Origin of the sequence: Halodesulfurarchaeum sp. HSR-GB (assembly GCF_031432215.1) — an archaeon.
Lineage (GTDB): Archaea > Halobacteriota > Halobacteria > Halobacteriales > Halobacteriaceae > Halodesulfurarchaeum.
In genome coordinates, this window is record NZ_JAVKGN010000002.1 from 21,915 (window position 1) to 38,339 (window position 16,425).

The following is a 16,425-nucleotide window of genomic DNA, read 5'->3' on the forward strand; positions in this document are numbered from 1 at the left end:
TATAACTATCAAGCCCTCACACAACCGATTTGGAGACAAAACCCGGATTTTGATTTTTTCACAACCCCGGTTATTTGATTAGAAGCGAGTAAACGATCTATAGGCAAATCTAAGCCAGTTTTCACAACCCCAAATCCTGTTTCTACTTCCGTAAGGGGGGTGGGGAAATAGTAGTAATAGAGAAGGATGTCGGGAGAGGTGTAGAGCAGACGCCGGGACAGGGCTTGGAGGGAGATGGAAATATCAGTTAGGCTGAAATGGGTGTGGGACACCCAGGATTAGATAGAGGGTTGCCCCACCAGGGCTGGCTAAGTGATGGGGTGGGGTTCACGATGGCACAGGAACGTAGTGAGTAACGGACTCGAGCTGTGGTTTGGATATCGCGGAGACGGGAGACGCGGGGAAAGCGAGGTCGGGTAGCGCAGGGTGGCTGGAGTTTTTCTGCGCCGTGAGGAATTGAACTATGAGCAGTAGTACTGCAGGAGTCCAGTCGACCCTGGGGAGTATCGAGCGGTCGCACGGGATCACGCCGGAGGAGCGGAAGCGTCAAGTCGGGTCAGAGAGCCTGCCAGCTCGAGGTCGGATTCGCGATGAACGCGAGTTCATCCCGGAGGGTCGAGGCGCGATGCGTGGGTCGGGGTTCACGCACACGATGGAGGGCGACCGATGATGCAGGAACGAGCCCGGCGGGAGCCGGAGTTCGATGAGGCGGGGTTGGAGAAGGAGCACGAGGCGACAGTTCAGCGGTTGCCGCACATCGACGATCGGGCATCGGGCGAGGAAGGCTGGTATGGGGCGTGGGTCACGGACAGGCCGTGCCCCAGGTGCGAGGTCGGGGTAGTGGTTCGATCAAACTCGACGTCGACGCCGCCGACGATCTCGAGCAAGTCGTGTTCGGCAAATTGTGGGTGGGGAGATTCCGATCTGTAGGCCACGACGTCTTTTTTTGCCGAGTACAAGACGACCCGGTAACCGTACCGGGTCATGGTCTACCGGGTGACCGTACCGGGTCATTGAGAGTCGTTGCGCCGCCGGGGGTAGACGTCGAGGGCGCTGATACGATCTGCGAGGGTTTAAGGGGGTTGAGACCGGAGAATTAGTTGTCGCATGTCGGAGCTAATCGTCAAGGCAGCAGTCAAGGAAGCGGTCGGTGAAAAGAACGTCTCCTCGGAGTTTTACGAGGCGCTGGATGAGGAGGTAGGCGAGCTCCTCGATCGGGCGAGTGAACGAGCGGAGGCGAACGACCGGAAGACGGTGCAGCCGCGAGACCTGTAGGCAAGCCCACCGTCCAGGAAGCCGGTCGCCTCGACCCGCCGTGCCGCCGCTGCGCGACGGTGGTGTGCTTACGGCGTCAGGGCGGGCTCGAGATTGCCCGCTTCCTGAAAGACCTGATTTCAGTTTTCGAGAGAGGCGATGCCCGGAAACCTCACGACCGTGTGAGGTATGCTTGCCCTCTCCGCAGGGCCGGGCCCCTTCTCGCACGGTCCGGGACCTGATCGCCGGGTCACGATCGTCGGGCGAACCTGCCCGCTCTAGACGCCGAGCGGGTCCCTTCACCCGAGATCGACCGCGTCAGGTCTCCGGTTACCGAGCGAGAGAACTTCCCGGCGGTGGACACCCAGGTTCTAGGTCAACCGACCAACAACGTTGGGGGGCAAGTATCCCTCGGGATTCCTGCGCGGTCAGTTTGCCGATCGGCGCGACCGCCCCGCCACGCATCGCGCCGACGTTTACCTGCCCGCGCACCCCGGGTCCCTCCCGCTCTGACCACCGAGCGGGTCCCTCCCGGGGTACGGAACTGCGCGCGAGACTGCTCGCGCCTCAGCGCGAGCTTCCATCGTGCTCGGGTGCGCCATACGGGCCGGCGGCGCACCTCCTTCGACCGCGCGGGGTACGTAGTTCCCTGCTACCATTAATCTGAGTTACCCTATACGCCGCGCTCGACTGCGCTCCTCAACGACCGCTTGCGGTGCTCGCGTAGTCGTGTTCGCGCTTCGCCGTAGGGCTCGCGAACACTGCCGGGCTTGTGGGCCTGACACTATTCCACGACGGACTTGGTTGCGACGTGGAAGCCTTTTCTTGGCCCATTCGCGGGCTGCCGGGCGCGACTCCTTCGCATGCAGATTCGACCGACTCTTGCTTCGGGCAACAACGCTCTCGCGCCGGTCGGACACTTCACCGACACGGCGCTGCGAGCCGCCGACGGACGGCGACTCCATCCCCAACGCCCCGCAACGCGGGGTCGCCGTTGCGACGGTTACAGGAACTTAATCCCCCCCAACAACGCCCCTTCAACCGACCAACACCGCCCCTTCGACGGGGGTTAAGTTCCCGGCGGTCGGCCCGCCCCCGACCGCGTTTGTTGCTCCTCGCGGGCGAGCGGACTTCATCGCATGCAGAATGCGTCGTGCCGGGCGATCCGCCTGACCGCAGGCGGACGAGCCGTATATGGGTAACTCTTCGGCGAGTGAGGGGAGATCGAAGGCTGCGGGCGCTGAGACGGACCGCTTCCGATGAGCAAGCTCATCGGCCGTCTCAGCACTCCTCGCAATACGATCTCTCCCTTCCTTCGCCTCGGTCGTCTTCGACGACCAGATCATAGAATAAATTGGCCCCGTCAGGGGCGTGCGCGACTCCGTCGGCGGTTGTGGCGAGTCGCGAGCGGTCAGTTGCGGTTTTTGCCCAGCTTGGGTGAAATAACAATGTCTGGTACCAACAGCAGTCAGTTTGGCGCACAGTCGGTTGAACAGTCTCAGGCCGAACGGTTCATGGCGATGAGCGGCATGGTGGATTCGCCGTTCTCGGTCCAGTCGGAGTTGTTCGGGAACGCGGAGCAGCAGCAGGTGATCCTGGCGAGTGCAGGTGCGATGGAGAATGACGGGTTCGAAGATGTGACGCCCATGCAGGCGGCAGTGACGAACCGGCAGGGTCGGCATGCTGATCCGGATTGGAAGGTCCGGGCGCGAGAAATCCTCGAGAATCCGGAATCGGTGCCGCTCGCCACGGAGGAGCGGATTCGGGGCGAACTCGAGGAGCGTGAGCGTCATGCCGATACGCGAGCGTCGGCACAGCAGTCCCTCGAACAGCAGTTGGGGGGTCAGGATGTCGAAGCGATTCATAGGTCGAATGTGAGCGAGGCAGCAGCCGAGCGCCGGGCCGAGCGCGATTCGCGGGCTGTGCAGGCTCCGCGTGATTGGAACGATCGTGACCCATTGGCCGATATCGACGCGGAGTTCCGCGAGGTCCTGCAGGAACGCGCTCAGGATCACGCTGCGGAATTTGTCGAGGGTGCCACGGTTGGCGAGTTCATGCGGGATGTCGCGGCTCGCGTGGCATACGTGGGTGACTCCCCCCTCGACGCGCTGGAAGGCACCATCCAGGATTGGCAGGAGGATGGTCGAATGCACAAGCGGCTGGGAGACATCAACCCCTTCGGTGAGTCGGCTGATGAGGATGATGAGGAGTCGGTGGCTGCGGAGATCGGCGCGGAACTGGACGCGGGTGCCACGGTGAGCGAGGCAATCAACCGGGTCACGGACGGCGAGTGGCCGGAGATGGGGTGTCAGGGTTGGAGTGACATCGAAGGTCCGGATCTGGTCCCCCGGTTGGAGTCCCCGCGTGATGTCTCGATCTACGATGGTGATGACAACGTGAATGTGCGAGTCCAGGTGGATCAGTTGTGGGATCCTGCGGGAGACTCGCAGTTCCAGGTTGGTCTGGTGAAGCCGGTCGATGACGCGGAGGAGTCGGGGATCAAGATGAAGTTCACCATCTGGAAGCGGTCGAACGCAGATTGGGACACCCCGGATGGCGAGGAACGCCTGGTTGAGGGCGATGTGCTGCAGATCCGGGGCGCTCGGGTGAATGCGTGGTACAAGGGTGGATGGCGCACCACGCTGGCAGCAGATTCGGACACCCTGATCCGGGTTGAGGAGCGTGGCGAAGGCGGCTCGCCGGATGGAGCGTGGGACGTCGAGGTTAGCTACGAGGGTGACCCCCAGGAGGCTGTCTCGCAGGATTTCTCGGTCGCGACTGGCACCGGCCCGTCAATCGGGCTGTAATCGGGGGCCTTCGGGTCTTCGATTCGGCTTTTCTTTTTTCCGTATGCTACGTAGGGGGCGGTTCCTGACGGAACGCTCCAGTCGTGCCGGGCATACGTCCCGCTCTGGCCGATGCCGGGCGCGATCCACGCTGCCTGGGTGTCGGTTCTGTTTTATTTTCCCCCTGCGAAGGTGGAGGTCCTGGATAGTGACATTGCACCATGGCCCGAATTCCTGAGCTCGTTCGCAATCTCTCCGATCCGTTTGAAATCCGGATGGAGGAGATTCGATTCGAAGACTACTGTTCCAAGGTTGGTACCAGACCAGTAGTTGTTGACGGTCACCTCACCCACCTCCAGAGCCTCCGCTTTCGATACTCCGTTGACGTCCACGCCCCTGACAACCTGAACCCCCACGGGCGGCTCGCGATCTCGCACCCTGTGTACCCTGACGGGGTGCGGGTCGTGATCCACTCTTCTCAAGAGTACCCGGTTTCGCGGTTCGACGTTTCCCGGCTTGCGCCGTCGACGTTGCGGCCTCATGCGGCCCATCTGCCGTTTGAGACCGCGCTTGACGTTGCGGTGGAGGCCGCTACATACTATCGGTTTTACCACTCCCCCGTGTTGCCGCCGCATCCCCGCGTTCGGCGGGCTGCCCGCCGTCTTCGGTCTGTCGTGTGGGGCTGATTACTTCCAGTTATTTTTGCACCTCTTGTTCTGAATTGGAGGTTTCGATTGATGCACGACCCCACTGAGTTCGTCGATGCAGAGTCCGATCACAAACTTCCTGATGGCGCCGAGTCCACCGCTCGGCCTATCCAGCGGTAATGCGTCGTTCCGGGGCACAAGCTCTCCTTCCGTTGGTTTGTGTTCCTCGTCGAAAACTGAGAGGAATGAGCCAGAAGCGCAGCAGTCACCGCAACGCAGGCCTGTCGGGCGTGCCGACACCGAGGCTTCTGGTTTTTATTCCTCCTGAAAAACTGAAGGTGAGTAGCCCAGAGGGGGCGATCCGCCTTCGACACTTCGAAACTCCGAGGTAACCATGAAACGAAATATCTTGGTCTCGACCCACGGTATGTTCCAGAACGAAGAAAAACTCACGGACGAATTCGATGGCCTCGCGGAGGTCCTTGAATACGGTCTCGAAAAAGGCCTCGAGGAGATGATGGGCGTCGGCTCGCTCGAGGGCCGCACGATCCTCTTCGGGCGCGAGTACTCGGTCGGCGAGGCGTTCGAGGAAATCGACGGTATCGAGGAAGTCGTCAACGAGCCCATCTCCGGGAAGAAGCTCGTCAATCACGATTCCTTCGACGTCGGCGAGGATGAAATCGGTCGGGCGATCGGGCAGGCGCAGACGCTCGCCGAAAAGGCGCTCATGCACGACCCCGAGGACTACATCGAAACCGACCTCGATCAGGCCATCGCCATCGCGAAGAACACGCCCCGGCCTGACGGCGTGCTGATCCTCTCGGATGGTTCCACGCCGCAGGGTCTCACTCGCACGGTCCGAAACGCCATCGCCGAGGGCATCCCGGTCGTCGCGCTCGACATCCGCGAGACGGTCGACTGGGAGTCCCACTTCGCCGAGCAGGAGGCCGAGGAGCAGGCCGAGCCGGCTGAAGCCCCGGCAGCGTCCCGCGAGCGCCCGGCGGCTGAGGCGCACGCTGTCGCAGGCGGCGACTGAACGCAGTCGCCGTCGCAACCCCCTTTTTGCTTCCCACGCCTTATGTAACAGAATCCGGATCCCCCAGCACGATTCGTTACATAAGGCATGGCCGAGCACACACACCCGGCTCTGATTTTTCTCTCCTTTGAGCGAATTGAGGGTTTTGACCATGTGCAAACACCCGAGCTACCGGAAATGTGAATGCAGCGAACTGCCAACTGGTCCGACCGATGATGGCCCCCTGCCCGAGGGCGCGTCATCCGCAGCGGCTCCGATCGACACCGGGCGAAAGCAGGTGTTCTGAGTTATGAGCGCCCAGGAAGTAACGATCTACACGATCCTCGAGCAGTACATGAGCCTGTTCGAGGTCCAGGAAGCCGTCGATGACGTCTCCCTGCAACGCGAGGATCTTCGGACGGTGACGGCTATCCAGCTTCGGATCCGGAATACGTTCGTGGAGCCAATCGAGCTGCGTCTTCGCGAAACCAGGTCCGGGCGAGGGTACACGCTCGAGCAGCGAAGCCAAGGTGGCTGGGATCGATGGCACGGCATCGAATCCTTCGAATCGCAGACGGCTGGGGTATTCGGACTCTTCAAGCTGGCTGTCGAGAAATCCGGGTTCGATCCCGACAAACTGCCGAAAGCCGTTGGGGGACCTGAATCCGTGACCCGCTCGACTCAGGGAGGCAAGACCGCCTGACGGATGGCGCTGGAATTCTTTAGTAGACTGATGGCGCGTCACTTCGTTTTTTGGCCTCCCTGAGTCGGTGCGAGGTAATTATCGTGAGAGGTCCCAATCTATGCTCGATTTTCAGGGTTGTCTGCGGGCCACTGACTCAGGGTTTTGCCGGTAGTTCAGCACAAGTTCGCCGGTTTCCGCCGATTCGATTCTGCCAATTTCAACGATGCAAATTGAGAGGGGACTATTATGGGAGAGGGGTGCAGAAGGAGGTGTGGCGGGGGATGGCTCCCGAAGGGGGTCAGTTTGACAGCACTCACCCACACCATGGCCGCCAGACCGCCCGCCCCCGCCCGGCTCCAGGTCTCCAGAGCACCCGCTTTCCCCAAGAGCAGGCTGACATCCTACTATAGTGGGAAAGGGGCCCCAAGAGCAGGCCACCATACCACTAGAGGGAGGTGTCCCAAAAGCAGGCCACCATAGATGTCTAGAGTGGTATACAGAAGCCCCAAGAGCAGGCGGCCATCTATCCGTGTCTCCAGAGCACGCCTCATCTCCTTTTTTTTCGTCCCTGTCAGTGTGAGACATGGTCTCTCATGAACAAGCTGACGCTAGTACGGTAGAAGTCGATAGTGGGGTCATCGCTAACCTTCTCGTCCCGTTTCGAATGGTCGAGACGTTGATTCCCAACGCTCCGGAGGAGTATCTCACCGAAGCGCTCCGGTCTGCCAACGCCCGATACAAGTTGCTCACTGCGTATCACGAGGCGACGTCGATTTCTGAGTCGATGAACGATACCGAACGCGCCCTCCAGGTCCTCCGGAAAGACCCTGTCCTCTCCGAACGCATGGGGTGGCTCGAGTACACCTGGGACGATGTCGGGGATATGCTCGAGGACGATGACTGGTTCTTCGATGAAGACGACCTTTGCGAAGCTGTCGCTCTCGCACTCGAAGTCCAGAGACAGTAGTAAGCGAATCTCGGGTAGGTAGTGACACTAGTCGGCCGAAGGACGACCTCGATCGTTCGTTTTTGTCCCTCGGTGGGAGTGACGTCAGTATCTACGAAGTGATTGAAGAAGCCGAACGGACCCACGGTGTCTCGCCCACGGAAGTCGAACAAGCCCTCGAGGAGGCCTTGAAAAACGGACTCGTGTACCATCGTGGCCCGAGAACCAAAGTGAGTTCCATCGAATGACTCGCAATTCCGATGGCGTCAAAGGCGCTAACAGTCGCTCGCTCACGAACTCCGCCATTCGAGAGCCCGACCAGATTCTCTATGGAGAATCGATCCCGACCTCTGGAAAGGTCCTGATAATCGCTGGCTCCCAATCGGCAACGGACGAGCTCTCCGAGCCCGGCCTGTCGCTCCTGATCGATAGTGCAATCGAATCGCTCCCCTTCAATCCAATCGCCGTCATCTCTGGCGGAGCTGATGGCGTCGATACGTTCGGCGAGAAGTGGGCCGATAAGAACGATCTGCCTATCGCCCGGTTCGAGCCAGAATGGGACGATATCGACCATCCCGATGCAGTCGTTCGAGAAGGACAGTACGGAAAGTACGACGCCGCTGCGGGGCCCCGAAGGAACCGATGGATGGCCGAGTACGCAAAGTTCTACGCCGAGCAAGGCGCCCTTCTCGCGCTTCCGGACCTCCCCAGTAGTGGGACCGAATCGATGATCTAGATTGGTCGCGAAGTCCTCGGCGATGTTGACGTTTTTGTGGTTCCCATTGGTGGAATTGAAGAGCCAACAAAGTACGACCACCTCGATCCCGTGCTTTTCCAATTATGACAAACAGTAAAACCCAGTTCAGTAGCAGAGTTGGAAAGATCCACGAAGATGAAACAGATGTGTACATCGGACGGGGCGAGGGAGGTGATGTACACATACTAAACAGTGAAGTGGGCGAGTACGGATGGCTCGGAAACCCATATCCGCTATCGGATTACGACCGTGAAGAATCGATAGCTCGATTCACTCGGGATTTTCTTGACCGGATTGAAAGCGACAAAGAATTTCGACATGCAGTTGCAGAATTGAAAGGCGAGAATCTCGGATGTTTCTGCCAAAATTTGGTAGATGAAGGACCTGCCTGCCATGGCGAGGTGATTGCTCACGTAGCTGATTTGTTATACAAGTAATTGGCCTCCTTGATCAAAGTATGCCGATAGCGTAGCGTTGGATTAGAACATCTCTATTCGAATGTTTTGATCGTCCCCCATTCGCTAGTTCGTCGGTTGGTCTTCTTTTTCTTGGGCTTGAGGAATTGACCCATGACCGTCAGAAACGGGCAAAATTGCGTGGTTTCGACGTTCAACCAGTTCCGCAACAAGCTCCAAGTCAGCGATCGGGAAATTGCCCAAGCCCTCCCCAACGAGAAACAGCAGGAGATGTTTCATACGTACAACAACCCGCCTGAAGAGTACGGCTCAGAACCCGATCCAGTTGATTCGATTGAAGATCTCCCTGATTGGGCCGTTGTCGAATTCCTTGAGCACGTTCGTCCGATAAACGTCACCCGAACCATTCGCGAGATCCTGACTAATCGAGATCAAGGCTACACCTACGTGTGGAACCGTTTCCACGGCCAGGATTTGCATACGATCGTCGAACTGCGCGAGTGGTAAATTGATTCCATGGCCCGAAGCATCTCCCTCGGAAACCCCGATTCCAACAACGGATCCAACGGTCGCGACATTGCTGATTCGATCACAAAACAACTTCAAGAGCAGAGAAACCAAACTTCGTAATTTCTAAACATACCCCAACAGTATCTAGGATTTAATTATCAAGATATAAAATAGACCCCAAGTTATTAGTTACTAGGACGTTTCACCATATACCAATGCGCCTTGCAACACCGACAGACTTTGGGATACTTGACGCTTTAGCCGATGGGAAGCGAAATCTGGCTGCGAATCTGTCTCCGGAGATCAAAAAAGATCGATCCTATATCAACACTCGTCTTCCAGCCCTCGAAGATTATGGTCTTTTAAATAAAATAGGTCCAGCTCCGAATAGCGGTCTATACGAAATCACAGATAAAGGAAAGCGAGTCCTCGAAATACACCAAGAACACCAGCCTGATAGTGCAGCATCATTTGACTACGAAACAGAACTCGAAAATTTAACAGCAGACTAAAACGGGGTTTTTAGGCCTCATTTTGCAGGCAGAGTCCGGTTTAAACAGGTGTTCCTCAATGGTTCACAAGCCACCACTCCCAAATAATTATGAAATCCCGACTGTCGTCAACGACTGGATCTTCAATCCAGATTCGAACAAGAACGGTCACGTCTGGGAAGGGCAGCACACCGATCGGTCTGTGGGCGTGTTCTCAAAAATCGGCGCACAAGGAGTGAGTGTGCGGGTCTTAGATGACCGAGTGAGCGGATTCGCTCGAAGCATTACACCCTACGAACGAGACGCCGATCCCGACGAAGACCACGAAAACGTCATCCAGTGGGGAATCGAACGAGCTGTTCGGTGGATGGAACGCCACTCCTCAGAGTCCTGGTCGCACTCAGCTGTGAAGAAGCCGCTTTGAATCCACCACCAGGACACACCCTCGGGTACTACTTCCTCGAAGAACGCGAACACATCATCTATTATGGCCGCGAGAATGCCGAATCTGAAAGTTCGTTGAATCCACATAGAGACTACGACGAAATCGAGCCCACGATCGATAACTGGGGCTATCTGACTGTTCAAACATACCGAGGGAGCGGGAATTCGACAATCGGTCTGGCACCGTGGGTTCGAGCTCACGACCACAAAAATCACGAAGTGGTTGATCCACCCGAAGAATGCGGGCTCGATGTCGCTCTAAAGCTGGCTCGAGAATACGTGATCGAAGAAACAGGCCTCGAACCTTCGGGCCCAGTATCCGGCCAAACTGGGCTTAACTCGTGGGCCTGAATGTTTTTTCCTCCGTTTGAATGCAATAGAGGCGTCCAACAATGCAAAAATGCCCGAACTGTCAAGCTGAAACGTTAGTGACGATCGTAACTGCGGTTGAAAAAGTGAGCGTTGATGATATCGGTGGGAACAATTCCCCTTCGCTGGTAGGACACAGCCACGATTTCTTCACTCGAGCGATTTTCAATGATTCAGACCGTCCACTCGTCAAGTGCCCCGAATGTGAGACGGTCTACTCCTTCGATTACGACAAGGGACTACTCCCCAACGATATCGACGATCTTCCGGACCCCGAACAGACTATTTCTACAAGCACTCCCGCTGGGAAATAGACGGTTTGGTGGCCCAATTTTTGCCACCCATATCACCAGTGAGGTAGTAAATCAATGGACCAGTCAGCCATCACCATCGAAGATGGGTCCGTATTCGTCGATCGGTCACCAGAAGCCGATGAACAACACGCCTGTCAAACGATGTCAGGAGAGGTATTCGAAGAGGGGGGCGTCATCAATCTCCGAAACGCCTTCCCCGCCCGATTTCTCGATTGGATGCCCGAGTATCCACCCGATGACCTTCCAGAAGAGGTGTACGAAGATCTCGACGATGACTATCCACACAGCATTGACGTGACCGAATCGCACCTCGTCGTTCCCGTGCGAGTCGAAAAACGGGGGTTCAAAGACCAGAGAAGTGCCCGAGAGGCCGCTGAACGACAAAACGAAGACGAACCCGGGGGAGAGAACTACCCCTACCAGGCTGTTCTACTGTCTGATACGCGGGGTCTGTAAAATATGACTGGGAGCAAACTCACCCGGTCACAGAAGTCAGCCCTCCTCGAACGAGCGAAAACGGTCGCACGACTGTGCTTCGAGCAGTTTGAAGACTGGGGGATGGAAGCATCGATCCAAGGCGGGATCGATGACACCGCTGACGAAAGGGCCACCAATGCAGATTTCGAGGGGCCAAGGTGGGCCGCTTACGAGTTCCTCAACACCAAACGTGAGGAGATCGCCTGGGAGTTATTCGACAAACCGAGGGTCAGGAGGTGAACGATATCCATGTCAAGACCAACTTTGGACAGTACCACGGATTCCAACGAGCCTCACACTCCCAGGAATGCTTCTGAGGGTCAAGCGATTCTCAGTACCTTTGGAATCTCGAACGATTCTGAGGCGAATCTGAGCCGCTCTGAGCAATCTGATGAGATCGACGAATGGGGGCCGACCATGGACCAGCCCCTCCCCTTCAAAGAAACTGAAGCGATGGCTCTCCCCAACGGGATCGACAAGCGTCGACTCGTCGATACTGGCCTTACTCCAAGGGACTTCAACCCCGATATCGGGCGATTTGACCCCGATTGCCACCCCGCAGACGCCGTCGATCCCGACGCGATCGAAGCGGAAACCGACCTCTTCCATGAAATCATGACCGAAACCACTCCATCAACCGACGAATCAGGCGAACAGATTCCCCATCCCTCGAGTGTTCACACGGAATTTCCAGACCTTGCAGAAATTCCAGAAAACGTCCCGACCGATGCGGAGAAAGCCGAAATCGAGCTCGCACAACGCTTCATCCGGGGCGTAATCCGAGAAATCGGGCATCACGACTCCGCTCGACGTGAATTGACCGACTGGGCTTCCAGTATCACTCGAGGCGACGAGACTGCATACCCCGAACCCCGGGTCAGCGACCCCCGAAAAGCCGCTTTCAGTATCGGTGTAGCGGAATTCGCCCGCTCTCAAGTCAAAGACGCCGAGAAAGTGAGCATTCTCCTCACATGGGGCAAAAACGAATACCCGGACGTGCTTCGCGACGTCAAAAAGCAATTCAACGAGCATCTTCGTGAGAAATGCGAAGCCCAGCTCGAGGAAGAAGAAAAGCATCGTGAAGCACGTCTATTCGAGGAGAGCCCACCCGACCAAATCGGCAACTGGGAACAATTCGAGCCCGACAAGCCCGACGCCGAAGTCGCCTACCGAGGCGTGGTTGGAGACGTGACCTACATCATCGTCCTCTACGAGACCGAAGACGGCGATATCGATGGCCACGGAACCATCCAAGAATGGTGGGTCGAAGCCGATCTCGCCCGGGAAACCGACGTGAACGCCCACCTCGTTCGCGTCACTCGAGACCCGATCGATCCATGGCGTGACCTCCTCAACCACCTCCAACACCGTGATTGCGAGCCGGTCTAATCCAAATTGAAGCCGGAAGCTGGTTTTTGTCCCTTTTGTCGTTGGTGGAGGTTCTTACCATGAGTCAATCCATCAGTTCTGAGCAAACTCATCCGCACGGAACAACAATTGGAGACGGGATTCTTGCCCAAACCGGCGAATCCCTCTTTGCCATCTCCGTCGAGGGCTTCATCGAACATGCTGGGGTCCCGATCGCTGTCGTTTCGGTCGTGCCCGTGTTCGAACTTGCCGATGTCCCTGGGCGATACCATGCTCAATCCCCACCTGACCACTCTCAGTACTTCCCCATGGCCGTTGCTGAGGTCCAGCAGATGTTCCAAGATACCACTGGGCCACAAACGGTGAATCCCATCTACAAGATTCAGCGTATCGGGCACACAGAAAATCGACCACGGTACGAAATCGAACGGTGATCTGGGATGGAATTCATCTCCCGGACACCTTCTTGGGGGATCGATCTCCCCGAACTCTATTTCGACGCCGGAACTACGTTGGGTGAAAATATCGGAACATATGGGTGGGTTATTCGCGACGAAGGTGAGGTCATTCGGCGCGGATATGGAGCCATCCGCCGATCGCAAGGAAACTTGACATCACATTACGCTGAATTCGTCGGCGCTATCAAAGGCCTCCAAACAATGCTGGACCTCGGCTATGACCGAGTGCGGGTGAAAGGTGACAATATCCACGTTCTCGGTTCATTGGAGCGCCCTTCGAATTGGGACGATCCGCAAATTCAACAAGGAGCAGACCTTGCTCGGCGGTTATTCCATTCGTTCTCCTCCATCAAAGAGGTCCAGAAGATCCATCGATCCGAGAATTCCGAAGCAGACGCACTTGCTCGCGATGCGTTTGCCATCTATCAGGACTCCTCAGAAGGTGCAGAAGTCGATCCCATCCTCAATCATTCAGAGCCGACTCCCTCGAAGCGCCGACGACTACATAATCCAGTCAAATCAATCGTGTAGGCCGTTTTCCCCCGGGTTGTTTGTTTTTTCTTCCCGTCAAAAAGTTGGAGAATCGGTCATAAACCGCAGCCGATAATCAGCCATGTCAGACAACAACACATCCGATCTGGTCGAAGACGTCGTTGAACTGTTCGATGAAGACGTTTCAATCGACCCAGAAGCAGTCGAACAGGCAATCGAAAAATTCCGAGGCGAGTACAAGATCCCACAGGACGAACTCCGGCCACTCCTGGTCAGTCAGTTCCAGGACAAACACGACATCGCCGATGAAGAGCTGTTCGGCGATTCAGATCCCGACGAGTTCGACCCCATCTCACTCAGCGAGATGGAGGAAATCTACGAAACAGCCCAAGCGAACGGCCAAAACGCCTGGGTTGACGTCATCGTGAAGTTCACTCAGGCCTGGGAGCCGAACACTGATTCCATCCAGAACGTCGGACTGGTCGCCGATGGAACAGGCCAGACGAAGCTCACGGTCTGGTCGAACAAGGAATTCCCAGTCCTCGAAGAGGGCGAAACCTATCGCCTCGAAAACGTGGTGATCGAGGAATACCAGGGAGATCTGTCACTCAGTTCCACCCCGAATTCCACGATCGAAGTCGCCGAGGAATCCATCGAGGATACCAACACGTTCGAAGGGGTCATTCTCGAACTGAACGATACGAGTGGCCTCATCAAGCGGTGTCCCGAAGACGAGTGCTCTCGTGTCGTCACCGATGGGCGGTGCAGCGTGCACGGAAACGTCGAAGGCGAATTCGACCTTCGGGTGAAAGCCATCCTCGACAACGGATTCGATTCCCGGACAGTCTACCTCGACGCAGATCTCACTGAAGAAGTGACGGGAATCGACCTCGAGACTGCCGAGCAGAAAGCACAGGACGCACTCGATGTGTCCGTCGTTCGCAACGAGATGGAAGAAATGCTCGTCGGGCGATACCTCGAGGTCACAGGATCGATGTACGACAACAACATCTTCGTCGACGAAGCCGAGTTCCAGATCGGTCCACGCGAGGAAGACGTCGACGCTATCGAGCAGTTGGCCTAATCGGGTAAATTAGGCCTGGAATTGGTTTTTTACCCCCCTTCGAAAACTGAGGTTTCCCAAAATGACACAGTACCAGCGCGAACCGGCAGTCCGAGTCCTTGCATCGAGCTTCAACCAAGCCACCTACACCTTCAAAGAAGGTGACGACGAACGCTCACCAAAGTTCGCCGTCCTCCCAACTGGCGTGGTCGCGAACCGTGTCCTGTTCATGGGCACACTCACAGAGGTCGAAGACGTCGGAAACGACCAAACCTACCTTCGGGCCCGGGTGACTGACCCCACAGGCGTCGTGAACGTCTTCGCAGGGCAGTATCAGCCAGAAGCGATGGCAACACTCGAGTCCCTCGAAGCGCCCACGTTCGTGGCCGTCATCGGAAAGGTCAACACCTACGAGACAGACGACGGTTCGACCTTCGTCTCGATTCGGCCTGAAAAAGTGACCACGATCTCTCAGGCCGTTCGCGACCGATGGCAGGCTCAGGCAACGGCCCGGACCCTGCGTCGGATCGACGCGGTCGAAAACGGCGAACATCCAAATCAGGGGATCGTCGATGACTACGACATGAGCATGGACGAGCTCCGAGCGGAAGTCGACAAGGCGGTCGTCGAATTCGAAAACAGGGCTGAACAGCAGGCCGGTGCGACCGGATCAGAAACGACAGCGCACAGCTGAGGCGGCAGAGCAACTTTGGCTCCTCTTTAACTTCATGGAATATCCGCTACGGCGTGTTGAGTCAGTCGTATCGAATCCAGCCTATGTTGGCATCGGAGAGTGCCCCCAATACATCCCCCTCAATGATTGGGTTGAAGCTGCCCTGATCAGAGTCGAAGTCCACGGCCTCGAATACAGTATCGATCAAACTGTCGAACAAGTCAAGCAGACAGATGGGCTTCCAGAACCAGCTTCGACCAATCTCTACATCGAGATCGCAAGAGAACGGGGAGCAAAGTGGGCCTTCCTGTACCTGATCCACGATCTCATCGAAAGAACAGACTCGCCCGACCCCTGATCATTTCCAACTCCACACTTTTTGACGTTTTGAACGAGGCCGAAGAAGATGATCGACTCCGGTTTTTCGGCTTTCGAACAGCCAATTTAGATGACTACATCTCTGTCGAGCTTTACGTGAATGAACGAACCACCGATTTTGGTTCAGGTTCAGGCCACATGGTCTCCCGAGAATTGATCGATGACTCGGTCACAGCCGCGATCGTAGAGGCCGAAAATTCGACGGTCATCCTTAGAGAGCAAGGAGTTGATAACGGTCTCGAGATGCGAGTTGATTACGTCGATAATCGGCACAGGAGAAACTAATGGTCAATTATTTTGGCTATTATTTTTGAACACCTTGGGTAGAATGTGGTCTACCAATGAGTGAAGTTATTCCCAAAGACGTCCATACTGTAGGATCAGTCCCGGAGCTTCTCGATGCCTTCGACGCCGAGGACCTGCAAGACGAACTCGCTAAAGAAGTCGATGACATGTCGATGCTGACCGAGCCGGTCATCAAAGAGGCCCTCAAACAAGCCCCTGAAAAATACGTCTGGGATTATATCCCGCCCGAATACCCGCCTACTGAAGTGAAGATCTTCGAGCTCCCGGTTACAACGTGGTCCGATATCTCAGGGGTCACCGCCAACGAACTCCCGGATATCTGCCCAGCCTGTGAGGACTCCCACCATTTCGACGTGCTGGAAAACCGAAAAGACGGAGTTAGCTACAACGGCAAGAACGATACGTTCCACCACGACCAAACGGTCGAAGTGAGATACAGCCAAGTCGAATGCGCCGAATGCGGCACATTGCTCATCGAAGACGGCGAACTACAATTATAGACCCATGGCCGCCGCAGTGAATCCAACTCCGGATATAGACGAAGACGCCAATCCGGACAAGTGGCTTGAGTCCGGA

At 56.6% G+C, this 16,425-nt stretch carries 22 protein-coding genes; 21 read left to right on the plus strand and 1 reads right to left on the minus strand.

Annotated features, from left to right (window positions below):
- Positions 1-463 precede the first annotated feature (463 nt).
- The 3 genes from RH831_RS10575 to RH831_RS10585 all read left to right on the plus strand — a co-directional run bounded on the left by RH831_RS10575 (position 464) and on the right by RH831_RS10585 (position 4,061).
- The gene (locus tag RH831_RS10575; protein WP_310554163.1) at positions 464-670 is read left to right on the plus strand and encodes a hypothetical protein; all 207 of its coding nucleotides are present in this window, start codon (positions 464-466) and stop codon (positions 668-670) included.
- 437 nt (positions 671-1,107) lie between these two features.
- Positions 1,108-1,275, plus strand: coding sequence for a DUF1931 domain-containing protein (locus RH831_RS10580; RefSeq protein ID WP_310554164.1), 168 nt, complete (start codon positions 1,108-1,110; stop codon positions 1,273-1,275).
- A 1,427-nt stretch (positions 1,276-2,702) separates the two neighbouring features.
- A complete protein-coding gene (locus tag RH831_RS10585; protein ID WP_310554165.1) occupies positions 2,703-4,061 on the plus strand; it encodes a hypothetical protein in 1,359 nt (452 codons plus the stop codon).
- Positions 4,062-4,213: 152 nt separating this feature from the next.
- Here RH831_RS10585 and RH831_RS10590 read toward each other — a convergent pair whose 3' ends face one another.
- Complete coding sequence (locus RH831_RS10590) at positions 4,214-4,513, minus strand: hypothetical protein (protein WP_310554166.1); 300 nt, start codon at positions 4,511-4,513, stop codon at positions 4,214-4,216.
- A gap of 568 nt (positions 4,514-5,081) precedes the next feature.
- Here RH831_RS10590 and RH831_RS10595 point away from each other — a divergent pair.
- From RH831_RS10595 to RH831_RS10680, 18 genes are all read left to right on the plus strand, one after another.
- Positions 5,082-5,723 carry a hypothetical protein gene (locus tag RH831_RS10595; RefSeq protein WP_310554167.1) on the plus strand — a complete coding sequence of 214 codons (642 nt, stop codon included), beginning with the start codon at positions 5,082-5,084 and terminating at the stop codon, positions 5,721-5,723.
- Between the two features lie 289 nt (positions 5,724-6,012).
- Positions 6,013-6,405, plus strand: coding sequence for a hypothetical protein (locus tag RH831_RS10600; RefSeq protein ID WP_310554168.1), 393 nt, complete (start codon positions 6,013-6,015; stop codon positions 6,403-6,405).
- Between the two features lie 646 nt (positions 6,406-7,051).
- A complete protein-coding gene (locus RH831_RS10605) occupies positions 7,052-7,354 on the plus strand; it encodes a hypothetical protein (protein ID WP_310554169.1) in 303 nt (100 codons plus the stop codon).
- Between the two features lie 223 nt (positions 7,355-7,577).
- Entirely contained in the window at positions 7,578-8,069 is a 492-nt protein-coding gene (locus RH831_RS10610) for an SLOG family protein (protein WP_310554170.1), read from the plus strand.
- Between the two features lie 104 nt (positions 8,070-8,173).
- On the plus strand, positions 8,174-8,527 hold the full coding sequence (locus tag RH831_RS10615; RefSeq protein WP_310554171.1) for a DUF4326 domain-containing protein: 354 nt from the start codon (positions 8,174-8,176) through the stop codon (positions 8,525-8,527).
- A 132-nt stretch (positions 8,528-8,659) separates the two neighbouring features.
- Complete coding sequence (locus RH831_RS10620) at positions 8,660-9,013, plus strand: hypothetical protein (RefSeq protein ID WP_310554172.1); 354 nt, start codon at positions 8,660-8,662, stop codon at positions 9,011-9,013.
- A 218-nt stretch (positions 9,014-9,231) separates the two neighbouring features.
- Positions 9,232-9,528 (plus strand): ArsR family transcriptional regulator, encoded by a 297-nt coding sequence (locus RH831_RS10625; protein WP_310554173.1) that lies wholly within the window; start codon positions 9,232-9,234, stop codon positions 9,526-9,528.
- Between the two features lie 342 nt (positions 9,529-9,870).
- The gene (locus RH831_RS10630; protein WP_310554174.1) at positions 9,871-10,302 is read left to right on the plus strand and encodes a hypothetical protein; all 432 of its coding nucleotides are present in this window, start codon (positions 9,871-9,873) and stop codon (positions 10,300-10,302) included.
- 386 nt (positions 10,303-10,688) lie between these two features.
- Positions 10,689-11,090, plus strand: a complete 402-nt coding sequence (locus RH831_RS10635; RefSeq protein WP_310554175.1) for a hypothetical protein — start codon at positions 10,689-10,691, stop codon at positions 11,088-11,090.
- Positions 11,091-11,093: 3 nt separating this feature from the next.
- Positions 11,094-11,351 carry a hypothetical protein gene (locus RH831_RS10640; RefSeq protein ID WP_310554176.1) on the plus strand — a complete coding sequence of 86 codons (258 nt, stop codon included), beginning with the start codon at positions 11,094-11,096 and terminating at the stop codon, positions 11,349-11,351.
- Between the two features lie 177 nt (positions 11,352-11,528).
- Positions 11,529-12,500 carry a hypothetical protein gene (locus tag RH831_RS10645; protein WP_310554177.1) on the plus strand — a complete coding sequence of 324 codons (972 nt, stop codon included), beginning with the start codon at positions 11,529-11,531 and terminating at the stop codon, positions 12,498-12,500.
- Positions 12,501-12,559: 59 nt separating this feature from the next.
- Positions 12,560-12,913 (plus strand): hypothetical protein, encoded by a 354-nt coding sequence (locus RH831_RS10650; RefSeq protein WP_310554178.1) that lies wholly within the window; start codon positions 12,560-12,562, stop codon positions 12,911-12,913.
- 6 nt (positions 12,914-12,919) lie between these two features.
- Positions 12,920-13,468 carry a reverse transcriptase-like protein gene (locus RH831_RS10655; protein WP_310554179.1) on the plus strand — a complete coding sequence of 183 codons (549 nt, stop codon included), beginning with the start codon at positions 12,920-12,922 and terminating at the stop codon, positions 13,466-13,468.
- Between the two features lie 82 nt (positions 13,469-13,550).
- On the plus strand, positions 13,551-14,513 hold the full coding sequence (locus RH831_RS10660) for a replication factor A (protein ID WP_310554180.1): 963 nt from the start codon (positions 13,551-13,553) through the stop codon (positions 14,511-14,513).
- Positions 14,514-14,574: 61 nt separating this feature from the next.
- Positions 14,575-15,186: a DNA-binding protein gene (locus RH831_RS10665; RefSeq protein WP_310554181.1), complete on the plus strand. Its 612-nt coding sequence runs from the start codon at positions 14,575-14,577 to the stop codon at positions 15,184-15,186.
- Positions 15,187-15,220: 34 nt separating this feature from the next.
- Entirely contained in the window at positions 15,221-15,523 is a 303-nt protein-coding gene (locus RH831_RS10670; RefSeq protein WP_310554182.1) for a hypothetical protein, read from the plus strand.
- Between the two features lie 29 nt (positions 15,524-15,552).
- Positions 15,553-15,828 (plus strand): hypothetical protein, encoded by a 276-nt coding sequence (locus RH831_RS10675; RefSeq protein ID WP_310554184.1) that lies wholly within the window; start codon positions 15,553-15,555, stop codon positions 15,826-15,828.
- Between the two features lie 56 nt (positions 15,829-15,884).
- Positions 15,885-16,349, plus strand: a complete 465-nt coding sequence (locus RH831_RS10680) for a hypothetical protein (RefSeq protein ID WP_310554185.1) — start codon at positions 15,885-15,887, stop codon at positions 16,347-16,349.
- Positions 16,350-16,425: the final 76 nt, after the last annotated feature.

Coding starts and splice junctions, on each gene's coding strand:
- RH831_RS10575 (WP_310554163.1), top strand. CDS start 464: ATGAGCAGTAGTACTGCAGGAGTCCAGTCGACCCTGGGGAGTATCGAG.
- RH831_RS10580 (WP_310554164.1), top strand. CDS start 1,108: ATGTCGGAGCTAATCGTCAAGGCAGCAGTCAAGGAAGCGGTCGGTGAA.
- RH831_RS10585 (WP_310554165.1), top strand. CDS start 2,703: ATGTCTGGTACCAACAGCAGTCAGTTTGGCGCACAGTCGGTTGAACAG.
- RH831_RS10595 (WP_310554167.1), top strand. CDS start 5,082: ATGAAACGAAATATCTTGGTCTCGACCCACGGTATGTTCCAGAACGAA.
- RH831_RS10600 (WP_310554168.1), top strand. CDS start 6,013: ATGAGCGCCCAGGAAGTAACGATCTACACGATCCTCGAGCAGTACATG.
- RH831_RS10605 (WP_310554169.1), top strand. CDS start 7,052: ATGGTCGAGACGTTGATTCCCAACGCTCCGGAGGAGTATCTCACCGAA.
- RH831_RS10610 (WP_310554170.1), top strand. CDS start 7,578: ATGACTCGCAATTCCGATGGCGTCAAAGGCGCTAACAGTCGCTCGCTC.
- RH831_RS10615 (WP_310554171.1), top strand. CDS start 8,174: ATGACAAACAGTAAAACCCAGTTCAGTAGCAGAGTTGGAAAGATCCAC.
- RH831_RS10620 (WP_310554172.1), top strand. CDS start 8,660: ATGACCGTCAGAAACGGGCAAAATTGCGTGGTTTCGACGTTCAACCAG.
- RH831_RS10625 (WP_310554173.1), top strand. CDS start 9,232: ATGCGCCTTGCAACACCGACAGACTTTGGGATACTTGACGCTTTAGCC.
- RH831_RS10635 (WP_310554175.1), top strand. CDS start 10,689: ATGGACCAGTCAGCCATCACCATCGAAGATGGGTCCGTATTCGTCGAT.
- RH831_RS10640 (WP_310554176.1), top strand. CDS start 11,094: ATGACTGGGAGCAAACTCACCCGGTCACAGAAGTCAGCCCTCCTCGAA.
- RH831_RS10645 (WP_310554177.1), top strand. CDS start 11,529: ATGGACCAGCCCCTCCCCTTCAAAGAAACTGAAGCGATGGCTCTCCCC.
- RH831_RS10650 (WP_310554178.1), top strand. CDS start 12,560: ATGAGTCAATCCATCAGTTCTGAGCAAACTCATCCGCACGGAACAACA.
- RH831_RS10655 (WP_310554179.1), top strand. CDS start 12,920: ATGGAATTCATCTCCCGGACACCTTCTTGGGGGATCGATCTCCCCGAA.
- RH831_RS10660 (WP_310554180.1), top strand. CDS start 13,551: ATGTCAGACAACAACACATCCGATCTGGTCGAAGACGTCGTTGAACTG.
- RH831_RS10665 (WP_310554181.1), top strand. CDS start 14,575: ATGACACAGTACCAGCGCGAACCGGCAGTCCGAGTCCTTGCATCGAGC.
- RH831_RS10670 (WP_310554182.1), top strand. CDS start 15,221: ATGGAATATCCGCTACGGCGTGTTGAGTCAGTCGTATCGAATCCAGCC.
- RH831_RS10680 (WP_310554185.1), top strand. CDS start 15,885: ATGAGTGAAGTTATTCCCAAAGACGTCCATACTGTAGGATCAGTCCCG.